Below are 25,809 nucleotides of genomic sequence, written 5' to 3'. Positions count from 1 at the left end.
GCCGTGGGAGCCGGTCACGCCCACAAGCTCTACCGTCACGGACGCTCTCGCGTGCACCGGCTGCCCGCCCACTGCAAGATCGCGGCCGTCCTCTGCTTCGTCCTGGTCGTGGTCTCCACTCCGCGCGAGGCGGTGTGGGCCTTCGGCCTGTACGCACTGCTGCTGGTGACCGTCGCCGCCATCGCCCGGGTCCCCGCCGGGCACCTGCTCAAGAGGCTGCTCATCGAGGTGCCCTTCGTGGTCTCCGCTGCGTCGCTGCCGTTCGTGGCGGACGGACCGTACGTCGAGGCGTTCGGCCTGTCCCTCAGCGAACCCGGCCTCTGGGGCGCCTGGAACATTCTCGCCAAGGGCACCCTCGGCGTCGCCGCATCCGTGCTCCTCGCCTCCACCACCGAGCTGCGGGAACTGCTCCTCGGCCTCCAGCGGCTGCGGATGCCGTCGCTGCTCGTCCAGATCGCATCCTTCATGATCCGCTACGGCGATGTGATCGGCGACGAGATGCGCCGGATGAGGATCGCCCGGGCGTCGCGCGGTTTCGAGGCACGCGGCATCCGGCACTGGGGGGTGCTGGCGAAATCGGTCGGAGCGCTCTTCATCCGCAGCTACGAGCGCGGGGAGCGGGTCCATCTCGCCATGGTGAGCCGCGGCTACGCAGGGAGGATGCCGGTGATGCAGCAGCAGACGGCGACCCGAGCCCAGTGGTCGTCAGCGGCCGCCCTGCCCGTAGCGGCGCTCGCCGTATGCCTGGTCGGATGGACCCTATGACCCCGCCCTTCGATCCTCTCGGCCCCTCCGGTCCGTCCGGCGCGTCCCGGCCGTCGGCGCCCTCGCTCGAGATCTCCGGTCTTGCCTACGCCTATCCCGACGGTCACCAGGCGCTCTTCGGCGTGGACCTGACCGTGGCGCGGGGCGAGCGGGTGGCTCTGCTCGGTCCCAACGGTGCGGGCAAGACCACCCTTGTCCTCCACCTCAACGGCATCCTAGGAGTCGAAAGTGGGCGCGAAGCGCCTTCCGTTGCGGGCGGTGGCGGGAGACGGGTGCGCGGAGTCGGAGACGGGCCGGGCGGAGCCGGCACGGTGACCGTCGCCGGACTCCCTGTGGAGCAGCGTCACTTGGCGGAGATCCGCCGCCGGGTGGGCATCGTCTTCCAGGACCCCGACGACCAGCTCTTCATGCCCACCGTCCGCGAGGACGTCGCCTTCGGCCCGGCCGCCGCCGGGCTGCGGGGAGTGGAGCTGGAGGCCCGGGTCACCCGTGCCCTGGAGCGGGTCGGCATGGCGGAGTTCGCCGAGCGACCGCCGCACCACCTGTCCTTCGGGCAGCGGCGGCGGGTCGCCGTCGCCACCGTGCTCGCCATGGAGCCGGAGATTCTGGTCCTCGACGAGCCGTCGTCCAACCTCGACCCCGCCTCGCGCCGCGAACTCGCCGACATTCTGCGGTCCTTGGACGTCACACTGCTGATGGTCACGCACGACCTGCCGTACGCCTTGGAGCTGTGTCCGCGCTCGGTGGTGCTCAGTGACGGGGTGATCACCGCCGACGGCCGAACGCAGAGCCTGCTGTGCGACGAGGAGTTGATGCGGACGCACCGATTGGAGCTGCCCTTCGGCTTCGATCCACGCTCGGTGACCGTGCCCAGCGCCTGAAGTACCGTCAATTCCCTTACCACGTACCGAGGGTAGCTACCACCCGGTAATAACCGGCCTGGGTTGGCCGATACGTTGGTGGCCGCCGAAGCCGTGTGCAACTTCCTTCCCGTGTGAGGGCGCGACATGACCCAGGACGCCTCGATCGCCACCCGTCCGACGAAGATCGTCTATGTCGCGGAGGCCACTGCGCACGGCGGCCGCGACGGCTACGTCACCTCACACGACGGACACCTCGAAGTGCAGGTCGCCATGCCCCGCCAGATGGGCGGAACCGGCGAGGGCACCAACCCCGAGCAGCTCTTCGCGGCGGGCTACAGCGCCTGCTTCCACAACGCCCTCGTGCTCGTCGGCCGCCGGGCCGGATACGACCTCTCCGGCTCCACGGTCAGCGCCAAGGTGGGCATCGGGCCCAACCAGAACGGCGGCTACGGCCTGGCGGTCGCCCTCAATGTCTCGTTACCCCTCCTCGACCAGGAGCTCGCCGACCACTTCGTCGCGTCGGCGCACCACGTCTGCCCGTACTCCAACGCGACCCGCGGCAACATCGACGTCTCGATCATGCTGTCCTGACGGGCGGCCGCCGCTGACGCCCCCGCGTGCGGTGCGACACCGTCCGCCATGCACCATGGGAGGTCGTCGGTGCAGCGCAAACGTGGTGGGAGTACGGACCAGTGGTGGACGTCCAGGGCATGGTGGCGAGCGGTTTTGAGCCGGTCCGGGACGCCTTCGTCCGCAACTTCGAGCAGCGCGGCGAGCGCGGGGCGGCCGTCGCCGTCCATACCCGGCGCGGCCCGGTCGTCGACCTTTGGGCGGGCACCGCGGATCTGCGGTCACCCACGGCGGAAGGCGTGGACGGGGTGGCAGGGGCGACGGCCTGGACGGAGCACACGGCGCAGGTCATCCGGTCCGCCACCAAGGGAGTCGCGGCGGCCGTACCCCTGCTGCTGCACCAGCGTGGGCAGCTGGACCTGGATGCGTCCGTCGGCACGTACTGGCCCGAATTCAAGGCGGCGGGCAAGGAGCGCGTCCTCGTACGCCACCTGCTGTCGCACCGCGCCGGAGTGCCCGTGCTCGACACGCCGCTCAGCCCGGCCGAAGCCACCGACGGCGTCTCCGGTCCGAACGCCGTCGCCGCGCAGGCACCCGTCTGGGCGCCCGGCACCGCCCACGGGTACCACGCCCAGACGTACAGCTGGCTGCTCGGCGAGCTCGTCCGCCGGGTCACCGGCCGCAGCATCGGCCGCTGGGTCGCGGAGGAGATCTCCGGTCCACTCGGCCTCGACCTCTGGATAGGGCTGCCGGAGGCCGAACAGGGCCGGGTCGGCCGCATCGGCGACCTCCAGGCCCCGGTCCCGCCGGCCGTCCGAGGACTGCGGATCCGTCCCAGGCCCTCGGTCTCCGACGCCTATCGCGACCCCGGCTCGCTCACCCGGCGCGCCTTCGCGGCCATCGACCCCCTGCCGGACGAGAACGACCCCGGCTACCGCGCCGCCGAACTGCCCGCGTCGGGCGGCGTCGCCACGGCCCGGTCGCTGGCCCGCTTCTACGCGGCCCTCATCGGACCCGTGCCACACAGCGGCCCGCTCTTCGCTCCTGCGACGCTCACCCTCGCAGGGACGGAGGAGTCCGTGGGCCCGGACCGCGTGCTGATCGTGAACACCCGCTTCGGACTCGGCTACATGCTGCACGGACCGGCCGCACCGATGCTCTCGCCGGCCTCCTTCGGCCATCCGGGACGCGGCGGCTCCCTCGCCTTCGGCGACCCGGCGGGGGGCGTCGGGTTCGGCTACGTCACCGGCAGCATGCAGCAGAACGTCACCGCGGACCCGAGGGCGCAGGCGCTGGTCCGGGCGGTCCGCGACTGCCTGACCTGGCAAGGAGGGTGAGGGCGGCACCCTCCCCTGGGGGCGTGCCCCCAGGGGTGCCCCCAGACCCGCGGTGCGTCAGTGGGCCTGCAGCATCAGGCCGATGCCCAGGACCATCAGGGTCGCCGCCGCGATCCTCGGGCCGCCGAAGCGCTCCTTGAAGAAGAGCGCGCCAATGGCCGCCCCCACGATGATCGAGGATTCGCGGAGGGCGGCGATGGGGGCGAGGGGGGCTCGGGTCTGGGCCCAGAGGACCAGGGCGTAGGCGGAGATCGCCAGCAGAGCGCCGCACAGGCCCCGTACGGCGATCGGCCGCAGCTGCGCGGCCAGTTCGCCGCGGCGGGTCGCCAGGGCGTAGGCGGGGATTGCGAGTCCCTGCAGGATCATCAGCCAGGCCAGGTAGCCGAGCGCGGTGCCGGAGGCGCGGACGCCGACGCCGTCGACGACGGTGTACGCGGCGATTGACAGCCCCGTGGCCACGGCTGCGAGGATCGCGGCCCAGTGGGGGCGGATGCCCGAGCCGCGGATGCCCCAGAGGGCGACGCCCAGCAGTCCGGCCGAGGCCACGGCGACTCCCGCCGTCACCCGGCCGTCCGGCACCTCGCCGACGAACACCGCTGCCAGCATCGTCACCACGAGCGGTGCCGTACCGCGCGCGATCGGGTACGTCTGGCCGAAGTCGCCGAGCCGGAAGGACCGCATCAGCAGCGTCATATAGCCGAGGTGGAGGATGACCGAGGCGATCAGATACGGCCAGGCTGCCGCGGCCGGCAGCGGGGTGAAGAACGAGAGGGCGGCGCCGCACACCGCGCCGCCGCCGCTCACCAGCGTGAAAGCGAGCGTCTGGTCCTTGATGTGGTGGGCCATGGCGTTCCAACTGGCGTGCGTGAACGCGGCGATGAGGACCGCGGCCACGACGAGCGGCGTCACGCGGACCGCTCGAACGCCTCGACCGGCGTGCTGCCGGCGTACGCGCGGGGGGCCGCGGGACAGCGGCGCATCTCGACCTGCCGTCCCAGCTCGCGCAGCACATCGGCGGACCGGGGGTGCGCGGCATCCACCGCATCAGGGGCGGCTCCGGCGGAATCTGGTGTGGGCATGGGCCGACGCTAGCGAAAGCTGTATCGGCCACGCGAGTGGGCACCTCAGGCGGGGGTCGACTGGGGCCGGACAGGGGCCTAGGCGTCCCCGCCGACGTGCAGGCGGGAGATCGTGCGTTCCACCTCGGAGATCCGGTCGGCGAGACCGGCGGTCTCGGCGCCTTCCGTATCGCGCAGCAGCAGTTCGATCTGGGCGAGGCGCTCGGAGACCTCCGTCAGCCGTTGCTCGATCTGCGCCGTCTGCTCGTCACCGCCGCTGCGGGTGCTGCCGGCCTGTGGTCGCTCCCCGGTCACCGCAGGGCTCTCGTGCCGCCCGGACTCGCCGACCAGCAGCCGCCGCAACTGCTCCGCCTGCGCGACGAGCTGGCGGTTCTTCCGGTGGAGCTCCAGAAACACATTGACTTTGGTGCGCAGCAGCCACGGATCGAAGGGCTTGGTGAGAAAGTCCGCGGCGCCGATGGAGTATCCCCGGTACGCGTAGTCGCTTTCGGTGTCGGCACCGGTCAGCAGGATGATGGGCACATGCTTCGTCTGGTCCAGGCGCTTGATGTTCGCTGCCGTCTCGAAGCCGTCCATTCCGGGCATCAGCACATCGAGCAACACCACGGCGAACTCCTGGCGCAGCATCGCCTTGAGGGCCTCTTCCCCGGAGTACGCGCGGACGATGCGCTGGTCGAGCGAGCCGAGCACGGCCTCCAAGGCGACCAGGTTCTCCTCCATGTCGTCGACGATGAGGATGCTGGACCGGTCGGACGTGAAGGCGTTCATACGGCCTGCCTCGGCGGGTTGTCGTCATTCCCCTCGCGGGGGTCAGGGGCACCGGTCGCACCGGGGCGCGCCGCCCTCTCCGTGGCATGCGCTGGCGCAGGCGCCGGTGGCGACGAGGCGTCCCGTGCCTCGAGCAGGTCGCAGATCACCGAGAGCAGCCGGTCCACGTCGACGGGCTTGGGAACGTAGTCGGTCGCGCCGCTGTTGATCGCCTTCTCGCGGTCGCCCGGCATGGCCTTGGCGGTGAGGGCGATGATGGGGAGGTCGGAGAGGCGAGGAGTGTTACGGATGGCGCGGATGGTCTCGTAACCGTCCATCTCGGGCATCATGATGTCCATCAGGACCAGCGACACCTCTGGTGAGCGGTTGAGGACTTCGAGACCCTCACGGCCGTTCTCCGCGTACTTCACGGTGATCCCGACGCGGCCGAGCACCTGCGTGAGCGCGAAGACATTGCGGATGTCGTCGTCGATGATGAGCAGGCGGCACCCGGACAGCAGCCGTCCGCGGTCTCCGGTCATCCACTCCCGGAGCCGTTTCGGCTCCGGCCAGGAGTCCGTATGGCCGTCGGTGTCCCGACTCCCTCGGTCGGCCACGGTGGCGTCCGTGCCGCCGAAGCCGCCGCCCGGCACGCCACCGGCCGCCGTCCCCACCGGCGTGGCCGGGGCGGTTGTCGCGATAGCCGCCGGTCCACCGGCACCTGGGGCGAGCGCGTCCGCAGGACGTGCCGCTCCGGTGTCCGGGACGGCGGAGGTGGCGCCGTGGAAGTACGCCGGGACGTAAAGGGTGAACCGGGATCCCACGTCCGGTTCGCTCTCGGCGACGATCCGGCCGCCGAGGAGCCCGGCGATCTCCCGGCTGATGGACAGGCCGAGCCCGGTGCCCCCGAACCTGCGGCTGGTGGTGCCGTCGGACTGCTGGAACGCGCCGAAGATCGCCGAGAGATTCTCGGGCGGGATGCCGATGCCGGTGTCCTCGACCGTGAAGGCGATCACGTCCTGCGCATTCCGCAGGGTCTCGTTCTCGAAGTCCGCTCCCGGCACCCGCTCCACGCGCAGCTCCACCCCGCCGGACTGAGTGAACTTCAGGGCGTTGGACAGCAGATTGCGCAGGACCTGCTGGAGTCGCTGCTCGTCCGAGAACAGCTCGCGCGGCACGTCCTCGCCCACGGAGACCTTGAAGGACAGGTCCCGGTCGAGGGCGAGCGGGCCGAACGTCGCGTGCACGTAGTCGAGCAGCTTCGCCAGGGGCAGCCGCTTGGGGTGGACGTCCATCCGGCCCGCCTCGATCTTCGACAGATCCAGGATGTCGTTGATCAGCTGGAGCAGATCGGAGCCCGAGCGGTGGATGGTGGTCGCGAACTGCACCTCCTGCTGGGACAGCCCCCCGTCGGTGTTGTCGGCGAGCAGCCGGGCCAGGACCAGCAGCGAGTTGAGCGGGGTGCGCAGCTCGTGCGACATGTTCGCCAGGAACTCCGACTTGTACTGGGAGGACGTGGCCAGCAGCGCGGCCTTGTCCTCGAGTTCGGCGTTGGACCGCTGGAGCTCATCGGTGCGCTGGCGCAGCTCGGAGGTGAGCCGCTGGGACTCCGAGAGCAGTGATTCCGTACGGGAGTTGGCGATGATGGTGTTGATCGAGACGCCGATGGTGTTGACGAACTGGTCGATGAAGGCGAGGTGCACTTCGTTGAACTGGCTGAACGAGGCGAGCTCGATCACTCCGAGCACGGTGTCCTCGAAGAGGATCGGCAGGATGACGATGTTGCCCGGGGGAGCGGCACCGAGGCCGGAGCTGATGGCGAGGTAGTCCGGCGGCACCTCTCGTATGAGGATCCGCTTCTTCTCGAGCGCCGCCTGGGCGATCAGCCCGCGCCCGAGTCGTTCGGGGTCGTGCTGGAGAGCGCGCCCTCCTCCATCGGTCCCCGCACGGGCGGCGGTGCCGTCGGCCGCGTCGGTTCCGTAGCCGGCGATGAACTGGAGCCCCTCGCCCGGCTCGGCACCGGCTTCGGCCAGGTAGAACGCGCCGAGCTGGGCGTTCACCAGCGGTGTCAGCTCGCGCAGGATCAGATCGGCGACCTCGCCCAGGTCACGGTGGCCCTGCATGAGACCGGCGATCCGGGTGAGGTTGGACTCCAGCCAGTCCTTCGCCCGGGTGGTCTCCCGGAGATTGGTGACCATCGTGTTCACGTTGTTCTTCAACTCGGCGACCTCGCCCTGGGCCTCGACCGAGATGGAACCCGACATGTCGCCCTGGGCGACGGCGCTCGCGACCTCGGCGATCGCCCGGACCTGGGTGGTCAGGTTCGAGGCGAGCTCGTTGACGCCGGTGGTCAGCCGCTTCCAGGTGCCGTAGACGCCCTCGACACGGGCCTGGCCGCCCAGCCGGCCCTCACTGCCGACCTCCCGTGCCACCCGGGTCACCTCGGAGGAGAACGAGGAGAGGGTGTCGACCATGGTGTTGATCGTGGTCTTCAGCTCCAGGATCTCGCCGCGTGCGTCCACGTCGATCTTCTTCGACAGGTCGCCTTGGGCGACGGCGGTGGCGACCTGGGCGATGTTGCGGACCTGCGAGGTCAGGTTGTCGCCCATGAAGTTGACGTTGTCGGTGAGGTCCTTCCACACCCCGGAGACGCCGCGTACCTGGGCGCGTCCGCCGAGGCGTCCTTCGGTGCCGACTTCGCGGGCGACGCGGGTGACTTCGTCGGCGAAGGCGCGGAGTTGGTCGACCATCGTGTTGACGGTGTCCTTGAGCTGGAGGATCTCGCCGCGTGCGTCGACGGAGATCTTCTTGGAGAGGTCGCCGTTGGCGACGGCGGTGGTGACCTGGGCGATGTTGCGGACCTGTGAGGTGAGGTTGGACGCCATGAAGTTGACGTTGTCGGTGAGGTCCTTCCACACCCCGGACACCCCGCGTACCTGGGCGCGACCGCCCAACTGGCCTTCGGTGCCGACTTCGCGGGCGACCCGGGTGACCTCGTCGGCGAACGCTCTCAGCTGGTCGACCATCGTGTTCACGGTGAGCTTCAGCTCCAGGAGCTCACCGGTCGCCTCCACCGTGACCTGCTGCGTCAGGTCGCCGCGGGCCACAGCCGTGGTCACCACCGCGATGTCGCGCACCTGTGCCGTCAGCCGTGACGCCATGGTGTTGACGGCCTCCGTCACATAGCGCCAGTCACCGGAGAGGCCGCGGACCTTCGCCCGGCCGCCGAGGCGTCCTTCGGTGCCGACCTCGCGGGCGACCCGGGTCATCTCGCCGGTGAACTGCGAGAGCTGGTCGACCATACGGTTCACCGCGTACCCGAGAAGCCGCAGATCTCCGCGCAGCCGACGGTTGCCGTCGTGCAGTTCGACGTGCTGGGTCAGGTCCCCGTCCGCGACCGCGTTGAGGACCCGTGTCGCTTTCGTGACCGGTACGGCCAGCGCTTCGATCAGTGTGTTCGTGGCGTTCACGCTGGTCGCCCAGGTTCCCTGGCCGGGGCCCGGCGCGATCCGCTCGTCCAGCCTTCCCTGCCGTACCACTTCGTGGTGGACCCGCTGCAGCTCGTCGGCCAGATGCTCGTTGCGGGCCACGATCTGGTTGAACGCACCTGCCAGGTCGGCGAGGACCCCGGTGTCCATGCCGTGAACGCGCACCGTGAAATCTCCGTCACGCAACGCGTTCATCGCGGTGAGCAGGGGTCGTAGATCGGCGATCGGCACCGCACTTCCGTCCCGGGGGGCGTCCGGGTCGTCGGCGTGTTCGCGGTGGTCAGGTTGTTGCTCGGCGAAGGTGCCGGATGCGGGTGAGGCCTGGTCAGGTGCCATGGTCGGCCCATCCTCGGTAATCTGATGAAGGCAGCGTTTTTCAGTATAAGGTGCCTAAATAGGTCACCATTCCCGATAGCTCCTCGAGGGCGGTCGCATGGAGCCGTCGTCCCCTTCCTCGCGTGGCGCCGTCTCGCGGACGACTCTGCAGGCCAGCGCTTTCGCCGTCGCGGAGGCGCGCAGGTTCGTGCACGGGGCGCTGGCCGAAGGGGCGACATCGTCGGAAGAAATTTCCGAGCAGCTCGTCCACGACGCCGAGCTCCTCGTCAGCGAGCTGGTCACCAATGCGGTCCTGCACGCGGGGACGGAGATCGAAGTCGCCTGCCGCATGGAGCCCGGCCCAAGACCTCCGGCCGCCTCCCTGGGCGGGGAGCGCCCCCCCGGCGTCGTGGTGGAAGTGGCGGACCACCACCCTTCGGGCCTGGTGTTCTCGGACACCGACGCCGTGCGCGGCCAGCGCGGGATGGGCCTTCAACTCGTCGGTGCCCTGGCCGAGTCGTGGGGCGTGACCTACCGGCACACCGAGAAGCGAGTGTGGTTCCGGCTGGAAGCCGTCGAAGGCCGGCCCGAGGCGGGAGAGCCGCCGGGTGCGAGGGCTCGGGCGCAGCCGGGTATCCCGGCACCGTTCCGTCCCGTCCCCGCGGCGTCCGGCCGCGGCGGCATCACCCAGTGGGGCATCCCGCCGTCGTTCCTCGCCGAGGCCAGCGAGCTCCTCGCCGGGCAGCTCGACGAGGGGATGGTCGCCGCGGTCGCCGGGCAGCTCCTGGTGCCCAGGGTGGCCGACTGGAGCGGTGTCTGGCTGAGCACTGACGACGGCCGGATGCGGCTGGCGCGTACCTGGCACGCGGATGAGCGTCGCATCGACGCGCTGCGCCTGGTGCTCGAGAAGTACCCCCCGACCGCCAGGGACCGGGCGACGCCGGTGCAGTGGCCGTGGCCCGACGACGCGGACGAGGACCGCGTGGGCGGCTCCGCCATGGCCTTTCCGCTGGTCGCGGGCGGTGCCTGCCAGGGAGTGCTGCTGCTCGGGAGAGCCGGGGAACGGCAGCTGGCCGGCGGCGTCGTCCGGATGCTGGAGAACGTGGCCCGGCTGATGGCGCAAGCGATCGTCACCGCCCGCCAGTACACCCGGCAGACCTCGATCAGCCGGGCGCTCCAGCGCAGGCAGCTGCCACCGTTCCTCGCGTCCATCCCGGGCATCGAGACGGCGATCGTCTACGAGCCCCACGCGGAAGCCCAGACCGTCGGTGGCGATTTCTACGATCTGTTCTCCCGGGGAGACCGCCGCTGGTGCTTCCTGCTCGGCGACGTGCAGGGCAAGGATCCTGAGGCGATGTCCGTCACGGGCCTGGCCCGGCACCTCGTGCGGCTGCTGGCGCGCGAGGGACAGGGTGTCGAGTCGGTGCTCCAGCGGCTGAACACCGCCATGGCGGAGGACAGCGAGGAGGCCGTCGAGTACGGGAGCGAGTACGCACAGCCGCGCTTTCTGAGCCTGCTGTACGGGGAGCTGGAGCCCGATCCGGTGGAGGGCGGCGCACACTGCACCGTCGCCAGCGCCGGGCACCCGCTGCCGCTGAGGCTGTTTCCCGACGGCACGGTGGAGACCGTGGCCTCGCCCCAACTGCTGCTCGGGATCGACGGACGCACCCGGTTCGGTGCGAGCAGCTTCCACCTGTCCCTCGGCCAGACCCTGCTGTGCGTGACCGACGGGGTGACCGAACGCCGTAACGGAAAACGGCAGTTGGACGACGACAACGGGCTCGCCCGGATTCTCCGGGGCTGTGTCGGCATGGGGGCGATGGCGGTGGCGGAGCGGGTGCGTCAGGCGGTGCTCGACTTCAGTGCCGAGCCGGTCGGGGACGACGTCGCCGTGCTGGTGCTCCATGCGATGCCCGTACGGGTGCAGGTTCCCTGATCGGCGGGGCGTCGGCGGCGCCGCCTCGGCGTACGGGCGCGGATGCGCGGGCCCGGGCGCGCCACGGTTCGCGCCGGTGGCCGGTCGGGTGCCGGGGCTCAGCCGCCCGCGCGAAGCAGCTGGCTCACCATCGGGCCCGCCGACGAGCCGCCGTGGCCGCCCGCCAGGACCACGCCTGCCGCGGCAAAGTCGCCCCGGTACGCCGTGAACCAGCCGTTCGGCTTCTTCTGCCCGTCGACCTCTGCCGATCCGGTCTTCGCACCCATGTCCCCGCCGACCGCGGCCATCGCCTGCGCGCCGGTCCCGGCCGTCGCGGTGAGCCGCATCAGGTTGCGCAGTTGCTTCGCCACCTCCGGTTTCAGGGAGCGGGAGGCCTTGGCGAGTTGCCGGTCGTCGAGGGAGGGGGAGACGAGGTACGGCTGGCGGAAGGAACCCGTCCGTACGGTGGACGCGACCGACGCCAGCGTGAGCGGGTTCATCCGGACCGAGCCCTGGCCGATCATCGAGGCGGCCTTCTGCGCGGCCTGCTGCGTCGGAACCGCGCCGTCGAAGGTCGTGACGCCGGTCCGCCAGTTCAGGCCGATGCCGAAGACGTCCCGCGCCTCCTGCCCCAGGGCGTCGTCGCCGACCTTCTTCGCCTGCGTGATGAAGGCGGTGTTGCAGGAACGTGCGAAGCTCTGCGCGAAGTTGCCGTTCTTGATCTCGAACTTGTCGAGGTTCTGGAACTTCCAGCCGCCGTACGTCGCGTACTTGGGACACGGGTGCGGCTTGTCGTAGCCCGCCAGGCCCTTCTCCAGCAGCATCGCCGCGGTGACGATCTTCATCGTGGAACCGGGCGCCAGGGAGCCCTGGAGGGCGACGTCGTAGCCGTCGGCGGGGGAGTTGGCGACGGCCAGGATCTCGCCCGTGCTGGGCTTGAGGGCCACCAGCGCCGCCTTGGGGCGCTTGTTCACCGCCTGCTCGGCGAGTGACTGCAGTTTCGCGTCGAGGGTGGTGCGCAAGGTGCCGGGCGTCCCCTTGGAGAGCACCTTCAGGGTCTCGTCCGGGGCCTTGTCCGATCGCTTGCCGTCCGCACCGCCCGCCCGTGCGGAACCCTCCGCACGGGCGATCCACAGCTCGACCCCCGCCTTGCCCCCGGCCTTGTCGCCGTACCGCTCACGCAGGGTGGACAGTACGCCGCGCAGCGTCGGGTGGCCCTTCGCGGTCAGTTCCTTGCCGGTGCGGTCCACGGCTTTGATCGGGGGAGCCTCGGCCTCGCCCGTCCTGAGCGTGTCGCCCTTGCGGAGCCCCGGGTAGACGACCGATGGCTGCCAGGCGACCACCGGCCGCCCGGTCGCCTTCGCGCGCTTCACCTTGAGCGAGGATTCATACGTCCAGGTGGCCTTCTGCCCGCTGTAGGAAATCACCGCCTTGACGCCGAACGGCACCGTCCGGCCCTTCCTCGGGCCCGGCTCCAGCGTCACATCCGAGATGTACGCATCCTTGCGGTAGCCGGTCAGCGCGGCGTCCGCGGCCGTACGGTCGTCCGTGAAGGACGCGGCACGGCCGGGTTTGCCCGCTGCCCACGCGGCCAGGAAGCCCCGAGCGGTGGCCTCGATCTCGGGCTCGGTAGGTGGGCCGGTCTTCACCGGAGCGGAGTCGTCCGAGGCCCCCGAGGAGGCGCCCGCGGAGTCCGCGATCAGGGCGTACGCGCCATACCCCGCCGCCCCCACCGCCACGGCGATCACACCGGCGATGACAGCGAGCTTCGCGTCCATCCGCATCAGAGAACCCCCACAGTCCCCAGAGACTCTTAATCACGTGATTAAGGGCAATCGCGGCGCACTCTACCCGATCCCCGGAGCCTCCCCTGCTCGCGGAAGGTCACGGTTCTGGAGCATGAGTTCGACAGCTGTGTGACAGTCAGATGCGCGCCTGCTTCGGCCCTGCCTTCCCTGCCTCCGGGCCGTCAGACCCAGGTGTCCAGCCACATGCGGCCGCGCCAGGCGTCTATCGGCAGCGGCTCGCCGGTGTAGAGCGGGAAGAAGTAGATGAAGTTCCACACGATCAGCAGCACGAGGACGCCCGCGCCGACCGCGCCCAGCGTGCGCCGGCGCTCTCCCCCATAGCCTTCGTCATGGGTGGTGCCCCCAGCCCCCCGAGGACCGAGGAGGGCACCGATCATCATCGCCAGCGCCAGACAGACGAAGGGGAGGAACACGACCGCGTAGAAGAGGAAGATCGTCCGCTCCTGGTACATGAACCAGGGCAGCCAGCCCGCCGCGATCCCGCAGAGGATCGCGCCCGCCCGCCAGTCCCGGCGCAGCGCCCATCGGTAGAGCACGTACAGCAGGGCGAAACAGGCCGCCCACCACAGCACCGGAGTGCCGAGGGCGAGGACCTCACGCGCACACTTGTCGACCGTGTCGGCCGGGCAGCCGTCCTGACCCGGCTTGGGCGACTCGTAGAAGTACGAGACGGGGCGGCCGAGGACCATCCAGCTCCACGGGTTGGACTCGTAGGTGTGCGGCGAGGTCAGGCCGACGTGGAACTTGTAGACCTCGAACTGGTAGTGCCACAGGCTGCGCAGGCCTTCCGGCACCCAGGTCATGTCGAACTGCGGCAGCGGAATCTTCAAGCCGGGAAGGGCCAGCGTCTCGGGTGACAGACCCTTGCGGTTCGCGGCCCAGTCGCGGAAGTAGCCCCCCGAGGTGGCGAACCAGCCCGTCCAGGAGGCGACATAGGTCAGCACCGCGACCGGCACCAGCGACAGGAAGGCGGGCAGCGCGTCCCGCCGCACCATCGAGCGGTACGGGCGCGGGGCGCCGGCCATGCGCCGCGAGCCCGCGTCCCAGAGGACGGTGAGGACGCCGAAGGCCGCCAGGATGTACAGCCCATTCCACTTCGTGGCGAAGGCCAGGCCCAGGCACACGCCCGCGGCCAGCCGCCAGGGCCGCAGACCGAGCGACAGCCGGCTCCCGACCTGCGCGTCCGGCCGTACGAACCCGCTCGCGTCGGCCGGCAGTGCCCCCGCCAGCCGGGCCCGGGTCCGGTCCCGGTCGACGAGCAGACAGCCGAAGGCTGCCAGCACCCAGAACATCAGCACGAGGTCGAGCAGCGCGGTCCGGCTCATCACGAAGTGCAGGCCGTCCACGGCGAGCAGCCCCCCGGCCAGGCAGCCCAGCGCGGTGGACCGGAACAGCCGCCGCCCGATCCGGCACAGCATCAGCACCGAGAGCGTGCCGAGGACGGCGACCATGAAGCGCCAGCCGAAGGGGTTCAGACCGAACATCCACTCACCGAGCGCGATCATCCACTTCCCGACCGGCGGGTGGACGACGTAGCTGTGTTCCGGGCTGAGCGGGATGCGCTGGGGGTCGGCGAGGATCAGCTCGTTGGCGTTCTTGGGCCAGCTGCCCTCATAGCCGTACTGAAGCAGCGACCAGGCGTCCTTGGCGTAGTACGTCTCGTCGAATATCACCGCTTGGGGGCTCTTCAGATGCCAGAACCGGAGCAGGCCGGCGACGAGCGCGACGAGAACGGGGCCGCCCCACCCGGACCACCGGGCGAGCCGGGCGGCGGCGTGCGGGCTCAGGCCGAGCAGGGTCCACACCCGGGTGCCCGGGCCCGGAAACGGCGGGACCAGCCGGTCGCGCACGGGCGTCCGCGGGCGGTCCACGTACCCGTAGCGGCGCAGCCGCAGCTGCCATGCGGTCGGCCCGGCCTCGCGGGACGCGGTCGCGCCGCCATGCTGCTCGCCGGCCACCGGCCGGGCTCCTGTCGCCGTGTCACTGGTCACCGCGCCATCGTAGGGAACGCGGCTGCGGGAATGGTGCTCCCGGTCCGGCCGTGGGCCTCGGCCACCAGGCGGCGAAGCCGCCGGGCCGGGCGTTCGCCCAGGCCGCTGCGCGCCTCGGGCCCGCCCTGTGAACTGCGCCGCGTCGGCGGCGGGCGGCTGCCGGAGCCACGCTTGCCGCCCTAGTCGCCGCTGCGCCGGCGCGTGGGCCGGACGTCACCGCGCCCCTGCGGGACGGTCGGCGGAACTCCCGCTGCTGCCGGCCGGTCACTGCCGATGCGGCACCGATCGCGCCCGCTGATCACGCGGGCTCAGGGCTGATCGCACGATCAGGCGTGGGCGGACGGGGCCGGGCGGGCCGACGAGCGACCGGTGCGGTGGCCCCGCGGCGTACGGCTGGCTGCCGAGGCCACGCTTGCCGCCTTTCCTTCGTGCTGCTTGCGTCGGCACCACGCTCGAGCGAGGCGTCAAGCGCGCGCTGCTCGCCGGGCGGCCGGGGAGACTCCCGCTCCTGCCGGCGCCAGCAGCGCCCTGGCACGGGTTCAGGGGCTGATCGCACGATTCAGGCGTGGGGGGAGCGGGCCCGGCGGCCGGGGCTGGTGGCCGGTGACCGGCGCGGTCGCACTCGGCGGCCTGGGAGGATGGCAGGCGTGACTGGAACGCTCGTACTCGCAGGGACGCCCATCGGCGACGTCGCGGACGCCCCGCCCCGGCTCGCGACGGAGCTGGCGCAGGCCGACGTCGTGGCGGCCGAGGACACCCGGCGCCTGCGTCGCCTCGCGCAGGCACTCGGCGTGCGGCCCGCGGGCCGGGTCGTGTCGTACTTCGAGGGCAACGAGTCCGCCCGTACGCCCGAGCTGGTCGAGGCCCTCGCGGCCGGGGCGCGGGTGCTGCTGGTCACCGACGCCGGAATGCCGTCCGTGTCCGACCCCGGCTACCGGCTCGTCGCCGCGGCAGTCGAGCACGGCATCACCGTGACCGCCGTCCCCGGCCCGTCCGCCGTGCTCACCGCGCTCGCGCTGTCCGGCCTGCCCGTCGACCGGTTCTGCTTCGAGGGATTCCTGCCGCGCAAGGCCGGTGAACGGCTCGGCCGGCTGCGGGAGGTCCGGGACGAGCGCCGCACGCTGGTCTACTTCGAGGCTCCGCATCGCCTCGACGACACCCTCGCGGCGATGGCCGAGGTCTTCGGAACCGATCGCCGGGCGGCCGTGTGCCGGGAGCTCACCAAGACCTACGAGGAGGTCCGCCGCGGCTCGCTGAAGGACCTGGCCGATTGGGCGACGGAGGGCGTGCGCGGCGAGATCACCGTCGTGGTCGAGGGCGCGGCGGCGCCCGGCCCGCACGAGCTGGCCCCGGCCGAACTGGCGCGGCGCGTCGCGGTCCGCGAGGAGGCAGGCGAGCACCGCAAAGAGGCCATCGCGGCGGTGGCCGCCGAGGCCGGTCTGCCCAAGCGCGAGGTCTTCGACGCGGTTGTCGCGGCGAAGAGCCAGCGGAGCTGAGGAGGGTGGGGACCGAGGAAGGGAGCACGCGACGCGAAGGGGACCAGCAGAAGGTAAAGGGATAATCTGAAAAGCAAAGCCTCGACCGCGCAGAAGGGTTTCTCCACAACCGACTCCCCAAATCTGGGCCAATAGCCGGCCGGGGCTGCTGCGTTTCCGCCCGTAAGGGCGTCCACTGAACACAGGACATCCGGTCCGGAGAGCTTGTCCAGCGGACAAGAGGAGCTGGCATGAGTGAGACCGCAGACACCTCGCACGGCGTCCCCTCAATGCCCCGCGGCGCGCAGGTTGAGCCCCCCGCGCACGAGGCGTACTCCTTCGCCTGTATGCGCTGCGGCCACGGCTGGGAGCAGGACTACGAGATACGGCACCACGTCGACGCCCAGGGGCGCGCCTTCGTCACCTACCACGCGGGTGGGGAGCGCGTACCGTCGCCGCTGACCCGCCCGACCTGCCTCAACTGCGGCGGCAACGTGGTGCGCATCATGCGGTCCGGTCAGATCCCCGCCTCGGCTGCCGGGCTGGCCCAGCAGGGGATCGCCGGCCCGCTGCTCGCCCTGGGGGCTCCGATGGAGCCGCCCGTCACTGCGCGCGCCGAGGACCAGCCCTCGGCCGGCGGCCGTACGGCAGGGGAGGGCGGCACCGCGAGGAGTAGTGCCGCGGACCGCGGAGAGCAGCCCACGGAACACCGGCGGCGCCTGGGCGGCCTGCTGCACGGCTTCCACCGCAAGTGAAGGTCCCGGGCCTGAGCACCGGCCCCGGACGCCCCCACCCTTCCGCATAGGATCGCCGCCATGGCGGCATCAGCATCCACGAGCGGCGGCTCCCGCAGCGGAGGCGGCAGCGGCTCGGGCGCCGGGCGCCCGAAGAACGGCGGCGCGGACGGCAGGGCAGCGGCGCCGCCACTGCCGGAGCCGCTGCGCGTGCCGGTGGCCGACTCGCACACCCACCTCGACATGCTGGACCGCTCCTCGCCGAAGGAGGGCGAGGAGACCGGTCCCGTCGTCGCCGACGCGATCGCGAAGGCCGCTTCGGTCGGGGTCACGACGCTGATCCAGGTCGGCTGCGACGTGGCCGGCTCCCACTGGGCGGCACGGACCGCGGAAGCCTGGGAGAACGTCTGGGCCACCGTGGCACTGCACCCCAACGAGGCCCCGCGGATCGTCCTCGGAGACCCTGAGGGCTGGTCGCGACAGGGGACAAGGGAGCCCGGCGGTGACGCGGACCTCGACGTCGCCCTCGCCGAGATCGACGCGCTCGCCGCACTGCCGCAGGTGCGTGGCGTCGGTGAGACCGGGCTCGACTACTTCCGCACCGGCCGGGAGGGCATCGCCGCGCAGCAGCGGTCCTTCCGCCGCCACATCGAGATCGCCAAGCGCCACGGCAAGGCGCTGGTCATCCACGACCGTGAGGCGCACGACGACGTGCTGCGCATCCTCGACGAGGAGGGCGCCCCCGAGGCGGTCGTCTTCCACTGCTACTCCGGCGACGCCGAGATGGCCAAAGTCTGCGCGGAACACGGCTACTTGATGTCCTTCGCCGGGAACGTCACGTTCAGGAACGCGCAACCGCTGCGCGACGCGCTGGCCGTCGCCCCGCTCGAGCTGCTGCTGGTGGAGACCGACGCGCCCTTCCTCACGCCGGCGCCGTACCGCGGACGGCCCAACGCGCCGTATCTCGTTCCGGTCACGCTGCGCGCGATGGCCGAGGTGAAGGGTGTCGACGAGGACCGGCTGGCCACAGCCGTGGCGGCCAACGCGGCGCGCGCCTTCGGCTACGGGCAACCTGCCCCCGGGTGAGCCCCCGCCCAGGCACATGGAGCTGTTCCGCGACACAGAGTAGCCCTGTGACTTTGGAGAGTGACGGCGCCTCCGCTACAGTCCCCGCCGACCACCGGAACTGGGGCACCTCCTAGGCGCACACCAGCGGTAGCCCCCAGGGGGGAAGGGAGCGTCGTGAGCAATTCCCAGGGAAGCCACCGCGCCGCGCGCCGCGCCCGCCGCCACCGCGCCGAGCCCCCGCAGACACCCGCGCGTCCGTACGAGCGGCCGTACGGGGCGACCCGCGACTGGACGTACGAAGGCCCGTACGAGCGCCCCTACGACGGGTTCGACGAGGACGCCGCGTTCGACCGGGCCTATGAGTCCCTGTACGGCACCTGGCCACGACCGGGAAGGGTGCCCCGCCAGTACCCGACCCCTGCCGGTCCGACAGGGCCCCTCGGCCCCATCGCGCCGCCCGGAGCCGTCGGCGGCCGCGCCGCCGCCCGCCGTGCCGCCCGCCGCCGGAGGCGGGTCGCCGAACGGCCCGAGGCCCTGCGCCGTCTTCTCCCGCAGGCCCTCGTCGTCGCCTTCCTGGCCGGCGGCACCTCCGCCTTCATCTCCGACGACAAGTCCGTTCGGCTCACCGTCGACGGTGCGCCGCGGACCCTCCACACCTTCGCCGACGACGTCACGGAACTCCTGGCGGACGAACACGTCGAGGTCGGCCCGCACGACACGGTCGCCCCGCTCTCCACCGCACCCCTGACCAGCGGGGAGGAGGTCGTCGTCCGGTACGGCCGCCCGCTCGCTCTCACCCTTGACGGGGTGTCCAGCCGCGCGTGGACCACCGCCCGGACCGTCGAGGGCGCACTCCGGCAGCTCGGGGTGCGTGCCGAGGGCGCGTACGTCTCCAGCCCGCGCCGCACCAGGATCTCTCACCACGGCCTCACCCTGGACGTCCGCACCGAGCGCACCGTGACGCTCATGGCCGACGGGCGCGAGCGCACGATCCGTACGAATGCCGCCACCGTCCGGGAGGCCGTCGACCAGGCGGGCATCGTGCTGCGCGGACAGGACACCACCTCCGTGCCGCAGGACAGCTTCCCGCGCGACGGCCAGACGATCTCGATCCTGCGGATCACCGGCAGGAACGAGGCGCGGGAGGAACCGATCCCCTTCCGCACGGTCCGGCACACCGACGCCACCCTCTTCCAAGGCACCGAGGTGATCGTCCAGCGTGGCCAGCCGGGGGTGAAGCGGGTCACATACGAGCTGCGCACCGTCAACGGCGTCAAGCAGAAGCCGAAGAGGCTGCGGTCCAAGCTGGTCCGGCGGGCACGCGACCAGGTGGTGCGGATCGGCACCAGGCCGCTGCCGAGGTCCGTCGCCGGTGCGGACGGGCTGAACTGGCGGGCGATGGCGCGGTGCGAGTCGGGCGGGAGGCCGGACGCGGTGGACGCCTCGGGGACGTACGGCGGGCTGTACCAGTTCGATACGCACACCTGGCATCGCCTGGGCGGTCACGGCCGTCCGCAGGACGCTTCCGCCGCCGAGCAGACCTACCGGGCCAAGAAGCTCTACGTGCAACGGGGGGCGAGTCCGTGGCCGCACTGCGGCCGTAAGCTTCACCGGTGAGCACCAGCCCCACCTCTGACGAACACGGTCCCCTGCTGGGCCCGGCCGACATCCGCGAACTGGCCGCCGCCCTGGGCGTGCGCCCCACCAAGCAGCGCGGCCAGAACTTCGTCATCGACGCCAACACGGTCCGCCGGATCGTACGGACCGCCGACGTGCGCCCGGACGACGTGGTCGTCGAGATCGGGCCCGGGCTCGGATCGCTGACCCTCGCCCTGCTTCAGGCGGCGGACCGGGTCACGGCGGTCGAGATCGACGATGTGCTGGCCGGCGCGCTGCCGGAGACCGTCGCGGTGCGGCTGCCGGAGCGCGTGGATCGCTTCGCGCTGGTGCACTCCGATGCCTTGCAGGTGACCGAGCTGCCGGGCCCCGCTCCGACCGCGCTGGTCGCCAACCTGCCGTACAACGTGGCCGTGCCGGTTCTGCTGCACATGCTGGCGACGTTCCCGACGATCGAGCGGACGCTCGTCATGGTGCAGTCGGAGGTCGCCGACCGGCTCGCGGCCGCACCCGGCTCGAAGATCTACGGCGTGCCGTCGGTGAAGGCGGCGTGGTACGCGCAGGTGAAGCGGGCCGGGGCCATCGGGCGCACGGTCTTCTGGCCGGCGCCGAACGTCGACTCGGGTCTGGTCTCGCTGGTGCGGCGCGCCGAGCCGCCGAAGACGTCCGCCTCCCGGGAGGAGGTGTTCGCCGTGGTCGACGCGGCCTTCGCGCAGCGGCGCAAGACGCTGCGTGCGGCGCTCGCCGGATGGGCGGGGTCGGCGGCCGCCGCGGAGGCGGTGCTCGTCGCGGCGGGCGTCTCGCCGCAGGCCCGGGGTGAGTCGCTGACCGTTGAGGATTTCGCCCGTATCGCAGAACACCGACCCGCTCCCGCAGGGGCCGTCGAGCCCAGCCGTCCGACGACCAGGAGACCGCAATCGTGACCCGATCCGTGACCGTCCGCGTCCCCGCCAAGGTCAACGTCCAGCTCGCGGTGGGAGGGCTGCGCCCGGACGGCTTCCATGACGTGGCGAACGTCTTCCTCGCGGTCGGCCTCTACGACGAGGTCACCGTCACCCCGGCCGACGCGCTGCGGATCACGGTCGACGGGCCGGACGCGGACCGGGTGCCGACGGACCATACGAATCTGGCGGCGCGCGCCGCCGAACTGCTCGCCGCCCGGCACGGCATCGCGCCGGACGTCCACATCCACATCGCCAAGGACATCCCGGTCGCCGGGGGGATGGCGGGCGGCAGCGCGGACGGCGCGGGAGCGCTGGTGGCCTGTGACGCGCTGTGGGGCACCGGTGCCTCGCGTGCGGATCTGCTCGCCCTCTGCGCCGAGCTCGGCAGCGACGTGCCGTTCAGCCTGGTCGGTGGCGCCGCGCTGGGGCGGGGCCGGGGCGAGCTCCTGACGCCGCTCGACGTCGGCGGTGTCTTCCACTGGGTCTTCGCGGTGGCCGACGGCGGGCTGTCGACTCCGGCGGTGTACGCGGAGTGCGACCGGCTGCGTGCGGTGTCGGGTCCGGGCGCGACCGTCGACCACGTCCCGGACCCGGAACCGTCCCCCGCGCTCTTGGACGCGCTCGCCGAGGGGGACCTCGTCGCCCTGGCGTCCGCCCTGATGGTGGGAGGGGCCGGCAACGACCTCCAGGCGGCGGCGGTCTCACTGCGGCCGTCCCTCGCCGAGACGCTGGCGGCGGGCACGAAGGCGGGTGCCCTCGCCTCGATCGTCTCGGGCTCGGGGCCCACGTGTGCCTTCCTGGTCCAGGACGCGCAGGCGGCACCGGAGTTGGCGGACGCGATGACAGCCTCCGGCACCTGCCGTGCGGCCCGAGTGGCGTCCAGCCCGGCCCGGGGGGCCACTCGCCTCTGACCCAGAGGGTGTGGGCATACGTTCCTCCCCCAGCTATCGCTGGGAGGTATCCCCAGGGGGAGGGTGGGCACCCTGGACCCGCACCCGGCAGCGGTGCTCATCCCCCGCGGCGGTGCGCCGCCTACCGGTGCGCCGCCAAGGTGGCGGCGGCCTGGCGGCGGCCGTGATCCGGGGCATCGGCGTCGTGGGATCCTGGAGGGGCCCCGAGGTGTGGCGAATGGGGCCCGCGCGGGCCCCCAGCGAGGAGTGGAATGGCGTCCAATCTGGTCAATCTGGAAGCCGTCGGCAAGGCGTACGCACTGCGCACGCTGCTCGACGGTGTCTCCCTCGGTATCGGCGAAGGGGACAGGATCGGCGTCGTCGGGCGCAACGGCGACGGCAAGACGACGCTCATCCGCATCCTGGCCAAACTGGAGCCGGTCGACACCGGCCGGGTCACCCACTCCGGAGGCCTGCGGCTCGGCGTGCTCACCCAGCACGATGCGCTCGACCCCGCCGCCACCGTCCGGCACGAGGTCATCGGCGACCTGGCCGACCACGAGTGGGCGGGCGACGCCCGGGTCCGGGACATCCTCACCGGCCTCTTCGGAGGCCTGGACCTGCCGGGCTTTCCCGCCGGACTGGACACGGTCATCGGTCCGCTCTCCGGCGGCGAGCGGCGCCGGATCGCGCTCGCCAAGCTGCTGATCGCCGAGCAGGACCTGATCGTCCTGGACGAGCCCACCAACCACCTCGATGTGGAGGGCATCGCCTGGCTGGCACAGCATCTGCAGGCGCGTCGCTCGGCGCTCGTGGTCGTCACGCACGACCGCTGGTTCCTCGACCAGGTCTGTACGCGCATGTGGGATGTGCAGCGCGGCACCGTGCACGAATACGACGGTGGCTACTCCGACTACGTCTTCGCCCGCGCCGAGCGGGAGCGCATCGCCGCGTCGGAGGAGGCCAAGCGGCAGAACCTGGTCCGCAAGGAGCTCGCCTGGCTGCGGCGCGGCGCCCCGGCCCGTACGAGCAAGCCCCGGTTCCGTATCGAGGCCGCCAACGAGCTGATCGCGGATGTGCCGCCGCCGCGGAACACCGCGGAGCTGACGAGGTTCGCGGGCTCCCGGCTCGGCAAGACGGTCTTCGACTTGGAGAACGTCACCGTCCAGGCCGGGTCCAAGGTGCTGCTGAAGCACCTGACCTGGCAGCTCGGCCCGGGCGACCGGATCGGTGTGGTCGGCGTCAACGGTGCGGGCAAGACCTCGCTGCTGCGCGCGATGGCCGACGCGGCCCGCACGGGCGGCGAGGTGCGGCCCGCGGCGGGCCGGGTGGTCGTCGGCAGGACCGTCAAGCTGGCGTATCTCTCACAGGAAGTGGCCGAAATCGACCCGGATTTGAGGGTCCTGGAGGCCGTCGAGAGTGTGCGGCAGAGGGTCGACCTCGGCAACGGCCGGGAGATGACGGCCTCGCAGCTGTGCGAGAAGTTCGGCTTCACGAAGGAGAAGCAGTGGACGCCGGTCGGCGACATCTCCGGTGGTGAGCGCCGACGGCTGCAGATCCTCCGGCTCCTGATGGACGAGCCCAACGTCCTGTTCCTCGACGAGCCCACGAACGACCTCGACATCGAGACGCTGACCCAGCTGGAGGACCTCCTCGACGGCTGGCCCGGTTCGCTGGTCGTCATCAGCCACGACCGCTACTTCGTCGAGCGGACGACGGACCGGGTGTTCGCCCTGCTGGGCGACGCGACGCTGCGGATGCTGCCGCGCGGCCTCGACGAGTACCTGGAGCGGCGGCGCCGGGTGCTCGAGACCGCGGTCCCCGCCCAGGCGTCGCCCGCCTCCGGGAAGCAGAAGAAGCCGACCGGTGACAGCCGCGCCGCGCAGAAGGAACTCCAGCGCATCGAGCGGCGCTTGGACCGCATAGGGGAGCAGGAGTCGGCGCTGCACGACCGGATCGCGGAGCACGCCACGGACTTCGAGCGGGTCGCCGAGCTGGACGTGGAGCTGCGTGAGTTGGCCGCCGAGCGGGACGAACTGGAGCTGCGCTGGCTGGAGCTGGCGGAGAACGCCTGACGCCGCCCGGCCCCGGGGCACGCGCCGGCGTCGTCCCGGGCATGGCAACGGTGGCGTCACAGACGGGTCTCAGCTCCCCGATGCCCCCGCTCCCGCCCTGCCCGGTGCGGAGGCCAGTGGTACAAAGAAGTCCGCTCAACTGCCGTTGACCGGACCGCTGGTGCCCACAGGGCGGTGCCCCCAGGACATGAACTCGCGTGAAGAGGACAGCTGATGTCGCAGCCGCCCCAGCCGCCCAATCAGCCTCCCCCCGGCCCCCCTGGGGGAGGATTCGGCGCGCCACAGGACCCTCCGTTCGGCTATCCGCAGCAGCCGCCGGGCGGGCCCGGGTACGGCGGGCCGCAGACTCCGCAGGCGCCTGCGCAGCCGCCCCAGCCGCCACCGGCCCCGGCGGCGCCTCCGCACGCAGGGGGAGGGTTCGGCGCGCCGGTCCCACCCCCGTCGTACGGCTACCCCGGGGCGCCGCAGCAGCCTGCGGCTCAGCCGTACGGCCAGCAGCAGTACGGCATGTACCCGCCGCAGGGACAGTTCCCGGGCAGCGGGCTGCCGCCCCGCCCCGGCGGCGGCCCGTCGCAGCAACGGGTGCTGGTCATCGTCAGCGCGGTGGTGGCCGTGCTGCTGGTGGTCGCCGGTGGTGCCTGGTTCGCCGCGAGCGGCGGTGGCGAGGACCGGAAGAACGAGGCCGGGAACTCCTCGGGCGGCTCGGACGGCAGAGGCGGGAGCTCCGGGACCGTCGAGGCGAAACTGATCGCCAAGATCCCCAGGCCGGTGGTCACCAACCAGGTGACGGCCGAGGGCCTGTGGGTGACGGACACGGTCTTCGCCAAGGGCGATGTCGACAAGATCGTCGGCTACGACCCGGCAGGCGCCCGGAAGAAGTGGGAGATCCCGCTGTCCGGCTCCATCTGCTGGGCCTCCCGCCATACGACCGAGGACGGCAGGACGGCGGTGCTCTTCCAGGGCGCCAAGGCCACCGCCGGAAAACTGCACCAGGGCTGCACCGAGGTCGCGGTGATCGACATCAACGCGGGCAAGAAGCTCTGGCAGGAGAGCGTCACCGACGGGGGCGAGAAGGTCCGCTTCGAGGAGGTGACCATCGGCGGCGGCACGGTCGCGGCGGGCGGACTCAGGGGCGGCGCCGCCTGGAAGCTCGACGGCGGCACGCTGCTCTGGAAGCCCAGGTCGACCGATTCCTGCAAGGACGACGGCTACGCCGGCGGCACGAAACTGGTCGTCGTGCGGCGCTGCGGGTCGTACGCCAGACCGGAACTCGAGGTCCGGACGGTGAACCCGGCCTCGGGCGCCCCGACTTCGGTCTTCAGGGTGCCGAGCGGCATCGCGTACGTGCATGTGGCCTCCACCGACCCGCTCGTCATCGCCCTCGACGCGACGGACGACACCGGCAGCGGCGTCTCGGACTTCATGGCGATCGACGACAGCGGCAGGACGGGCAAGCTGCGGAGCAAGATCGCGACGCAGCGCCAGTACACACCGGAGTGCGGTTCCACCAACGTCGAGGACTGCAAGCTGCTGGCCGTCGGAAAGGACCGGCTCTATCTGCCGAACAAGGAGCACCAGGCCCAGGCCGAGTTCGGGCGGACCAACGAGATCGTCGCCTTCGACCTCGACAGCGGCAAGGCCAAGGGCAAGGCCGACGCGGGTGAGCAGCGCACGATGGTGCCGCTGCGCATGGACGGCGACGACGTCATCGCCTACATGAACCCCACGTACGACAAGGCGGGCCAGGTCGTACGCATCGACTCCCAGACGTACGAGAAGACGGTGCTCCTGAAGAACCCCGACGCCTCGGCCAAGACGGAGAGCAACTTCCGTCCCGAATACAACATGGACGTCGTCTACGCAGGCGGCCGGCTGTACATGGGCCAGCACTACGTGACGGACCGCCAACCGCTCGCGGGCGAGGAGGAGTACCTCGCCCTGGTCTTCGGCGCCGAGTAGACCGCGCAGTGTCCGGGGTGCTCCCGGGAGGCCCGGCCCGGCCACCCGATCGGATGGCGGGCCTGAAGGCTCGACTGGCCCCGAATGACGGGGATTTCGGCGTTCCGCCATGCTTCTCCCCGATAACGGGCGCACGAAGTCGATCGAGCGTGTAGCTTCCGGGGACACG

Annotated in this window: 19 protein-coding genes; 13 read left to right on the top strand and 6 right to left on the bottom strand. The window is 71.5% G+C overall.

The genetic code is table 11. The features are described from left to right. Window positions 1–3: 3 nt before the first annotated feature. The 4 genes from cbiQ (at window position 4) to ACTWQI_RS22345 (ending at window position 3,535) form a co-directional block, all read left to right on the top strand. On the top strand, window positions 4–765 hold the full coding sequence (cbiQ, locus tag ACTWQI_RS22360) for a cobalt ECF transporter T component CbiQ (RefSeq protein WP_443273087.1): 762 nt from the start codon (window positions 4–6) through the stop codon (window positions 763–765). Continuing rightward, complete coding sequence (locus ACTWQI_RS22355; RefSeq protein WP_443273291.1) at window positions 762–1,646, top strand: energy-coupling factor ABC transporter ATP-binding protein; 885 nt, start codon at window positions 762–764, stop codon at window positions 1,644–1,646. Before cbiQ ends, ACTWQI_RS22355 begins: the two co-directional genes overlap by 4 nt. Before the next feature lie 126 nt (window positions 1,647–1,772). Further along, window positions 1,773–2,219 carry an organic hydroperoxide resistance protein gene (locus ACTWQI_RS22350; protein ID WP_443273085.1) on the top strand — a complete coding sequence of 149 codons (447 nt, stop codon included), beginning with the start codon at window positions 1,773–1,775 and terminating at the stop codon, window positions 2,217–2,219. A 101-nt stretch (window positions 2,220–2,320) separates the two neighbouring features. Further along, entirely contained in the window at window positions 2,321–3,535 is a 1,215-nt protein-coding gene (locus ACTWQI_RS22345) for a serine hydrolase domain-containing protein (RefSeq protein ID WP_443273083.1), read from the top strand. A 57-nt stretch (window positions 3,536–3,592) separates the two neighbouring features. Here ACTWQI_RS22345 and ACTWQI_RS22340 read toward each other — a convergent pair whose 3' ends face one another. From ACTWQI_RS22340 to ACTWQI_RS22325, 4 genes are all read right to left on the bottom strand, one after another. Continuing rightward, window positions 3,593–4,444 (bottom strand): EamA family transporter, encoded by an 852-nt coding sequence (locus ACTWQI_RS22340; RefSeq protein ID WP_443273081.1) that lies wholly within the window; start codon window positions 4,442–4,444, stop codon window positions 3,593–3,595. Next, on the bottom strand, window positions 4,441–4,614 hold the full coding sequence (locus tag ACTWQI_RS22335; protein WP_443273079.1) for a hypothetical protein: 174 nt from the start codon (window positions 4,612–4,614) through the stop codon (window positions 4,441–4,443). The genes ACTWQI_RS22340 and ACTWQI_RS22335 overlap by 4 nt, the downstream gene beginning before the upstream one ends. A gap of 78 nt (window positions 4,615–4,692) precedes the next feature. Next, complete coding sequence (locus tag ACTWQI_RS22330; protein WP_443273077.1) at window positions 4,693–5,382, bottom strand: response regulator; 690 nt, start codon at window positions 5,380–5,382, stop codon at window positions 4,693–4,695. Next, window positions 5,379–9,185, bottom strand: coding sequence for a HAMP domain-containing protein (locus ACTWQI_RS22325; RefSeq protein WP_443273075.1), 3,807 nt, complete (start codon window positions 9,183–9,185; stop codon window positions 5,379–5,381). The genes ACTWQI_RS22330 and ACTWQI_RS22325 overlap by 4 nt, the downstream gene beginning before the upstream one ends. A gap of 97 nt (window positions 9,186–9,282) precedes the next feature. Here ACTWQI_RS22325 and ACTWQI_RS22320 point away from each other — a divergent pair, with 97 nt between their 5' ends. Further along, window positions 9,283–11,100 carry a SpoIIE family protein phosphatase gene (locus ACTWQI_RS22320; protein ID WP_443273073.1) on the top strand — a complete coding sequence of 606 codons (1,818 nt, stop codon included), beginning with the start codon at window positions 9,283–9,285 and terminating at the stop codon, window positions 11,098–11,100. A gap of 98 nt (window positions 11,101–11,198) precedes the next feature. Here the strand turns inward: ACTWQI_RS22320 and ACTWQI_RS22315 are convergent, their stop codons facing one another. Continuing rightward, complete coding sequence (locus tag ACTWQI_RS22315) at window positions 11,199–12,863, bottom strand: penicillin-binding transpeptidase domain-containing protein (RefSeq protein ID WP_443273071.1); 1,665 nt, start codon at window positions 12,861–12,863, stop codon at window positions 11,199–11,201. Window positions 12,864–13,048: 185 nt separating this feature from the next. Next, window positions 13,049–14,878 (bottom strand): dolichyl-phosphate-mannose--protein mannosyltransferase, encoded by a 1,830-nt coding sequence (locus tag ACTWQI_RS22310; RefSeq protein WP_443273069.1) that lies wholly within the window; start codon window positions 14,876–14,878, stop codon window positions 13,049–13,051. 647 nt (window positions 14,879–15,525) lie between these two features. Between ACTWQI_RS22310 and rsmI the strand changes: the two genes are divergently transcribed. The 8 genes from rsmI to ACTWQI_RS22270 all read left to right on the top strand — a co-directional run bounded on the left by rsmI (window position 15,526) and on the right by ACTWQI_RS22270 (window position 25,640). Then, on the top strand, window positions 15,526–16,374 hold the full coding sequence (gene rsmI, locus ACTWQI_RS22305) for a 16S rRNA (cytidine(1402)-2'-O)-methyltransferase (protein WP_443273067.1): 849 nt from the start codon (window positions 15,526–15,528) through the stop codon (window positions 16,372–16,374). A gap of 230 nt (window positions 16,375–16,604) precedes the next feature. Beyond that, complete coding sequence (locus ACTWQI_RS22300; RefSeq protein ID WP_443273065.1) at window positions 16,605–17,108, top strand: hypothetical protein; 504 nt, start codon at window positions 16,605–16,607, stop codon at window positions 17,106–17,108. A 60-nt stretch (window positions 17,109–17,168) separates the two neighbouring features. Next, window positions 17,169–18,173 (top strand): TatD family hydrolase, encoded by a 1,005-nt coding sequence (locus ACTWQI_RS22295; protein ID WP_443273063.1) that lies wholly within the window; start codon window positions 17,169–17,171, stop codon window positions 18,171–18,173. Window positions 18,174–18,329: 156 nt separating this feature from the next. Further along, entirely contained in the window at window positions 18,330–19,772 is a 1,443-nt protein-coding gene (locus tag ACTWQI_RS22290; RefSeq protein ID WP_443273061.1) for a ubiquitin-like domain-containing protein, read from the top strand. Beyond that, entirely contained in the window at window positions 19,769–20,695 is a 927-nt protein-coding gene (gene rsmA, locus ACTWQI_RS22285) for a 16S rRNA (adenine(1518)-N(6)/adenine(1519)-N(6))-dimethyltransferase RsmA (protein WP_443273059.1), read from the top strand. The genes ACTWQI_RS22290 and rsmA overlap by 4 nt, the downstream gene beginning before the upstream one ends. Beyond that, window positions 20,692–21,627: a 4-(cytidine 5'-diphospho)-2-C-methyl-D-erythritol kinase gene (locus ACTWQI_RS22280; RefSeq protein WP_443273057.1), complete on the top strand. Its 936-nt coding sequence runs from the start codon at window positions 20,692–20,694 to the stop codon at window positions 21,625–21,627. Before rsmA ends, ACTWQI_RS22280 begins: the two co-directional genes overlap by 4 nt. Before the next feature lie 251 nt (window positions 21,628–21,878). After that, window positions 21,879–23,681, top strand: a complete 1,803-nt coding sequence (locus ACTWQI_RS22275) for an ABC-F family ATP-binding cassette domain-containing protein (RefSeq protein WP_443273055.1) — start codon at window positions 21,879–21,881, stop codon at window positions 23,679–23,681. A 213-nt stretch (window positions 23,682–23,894) separates the two neighbouring features. After that, window positions 23,895–25,640: a hypothetical protein gene (locus ACTWQI_RS22270; RefSeq protein WP_443273053.1), complete on the top strand. Its 1,746-nt coding sequence runs from the start codon at window positions 23,895–23,897 to the stop codon at window positions 25,638–25,640. Window positions 25,641–25,809 lie beyond the last annotated feature (169 nt).

This window comes from Streptomyces sp. KR80, assembly GCF_052245555.1.
In the GTDB taxonomy this organism is placed as follows: domain Bacteria; phylum Actinomycetota; class Actinomycetes; order Streptomycetales; family Streptomycetaceae; genus Streptomyces.
The sequence above is the reverse complement of the archived record's forward strand: the minus strand, read 5'-3'. Positions and strand labels throughout refer to the sequence as shown.

Bases quoted from the DNA above. Each gene is read 5' to 3' on its own strand.
- ACTWQI_RS22270 (WP_443273053.1), top strand. From the start codon at position 23,895: ATGTCGCAGCCGCCCCAGCCGCCCAATCAGCCTCCCCCCGGCCCCCCT.
- ACTWQI_RS22355 (WP_443273291.1), top strand. From the start codon at position 762: ATGACCCCGCCCTTCGATCCTCTCGGCCCCTCCGGTCCGTCCGGCGCG.
- ACTWQI_RS22325 (WP_443273075.1), bottom strand. From the start codon at position 9,185: ATGGCACCTGACCAGGCCTCACCCGCATCCGGCACCTTCGCCGAGCAA.
- ACTWQI_RS22320 (WP_443273073.1), top strand. From the start codon at position 9,283: ATGGAGCCGTCGTCCCCTTCCTCGCGTGGCGCCGTCTCGCGGACGACT.
- ACTWQI_RS22295 (WP_443273063.1), top strand. From the start codon at position 17,169: ATGGCGGCATCAGCATCCACGAGCGGCGGCTCCCGCAGCGGAGGCGGC.
- ACTWQI_RS22275 (WP_443273055.1), top strand. From the start codon at position 21,879: ATGGCGTCCAATCTGGTCAATCTGGAAGCCGTCGGCAAGGCGTACGCA.
- ACTWQI_RS22350 (WP_443273085.1), top strand. From the start codon at position 1,773: ATGACCCAGGACGCCTCGATCGCCACCCGTCCGACGAAGATCGTCTAT.
- ACTWQI_RS22315 (WP_443273071.1), bottom strand. From the start codon at position 12,863: ATGCGGATGGACGCGAAGCTCGCTGTCATCGCCGGTGTGATCGCCGTG.
- ACTWQI_RS22300 (WP_443273065.1), top strand. From the start codon at position 16,605: ATGAGTGAGACCGCAGACACCTCGCACGGCGTCCCCTCAATGCCCCGC.
- ACTWQI_RS22335 (WP_443273079.1), bottom strand. From the start codon at position 4,614: ATGCCCACACCAGATTCCGCCGGAGCCGCCCCTGATGCGGTGGATGCC.
- ACTWQI_RS22330 (WP_443273077.1), bottom strand. From the start codon at position 5,382: ATGAACGCCTTCACGTCCGACCGGTCCAGCATCCTCATCGTCGACGAC.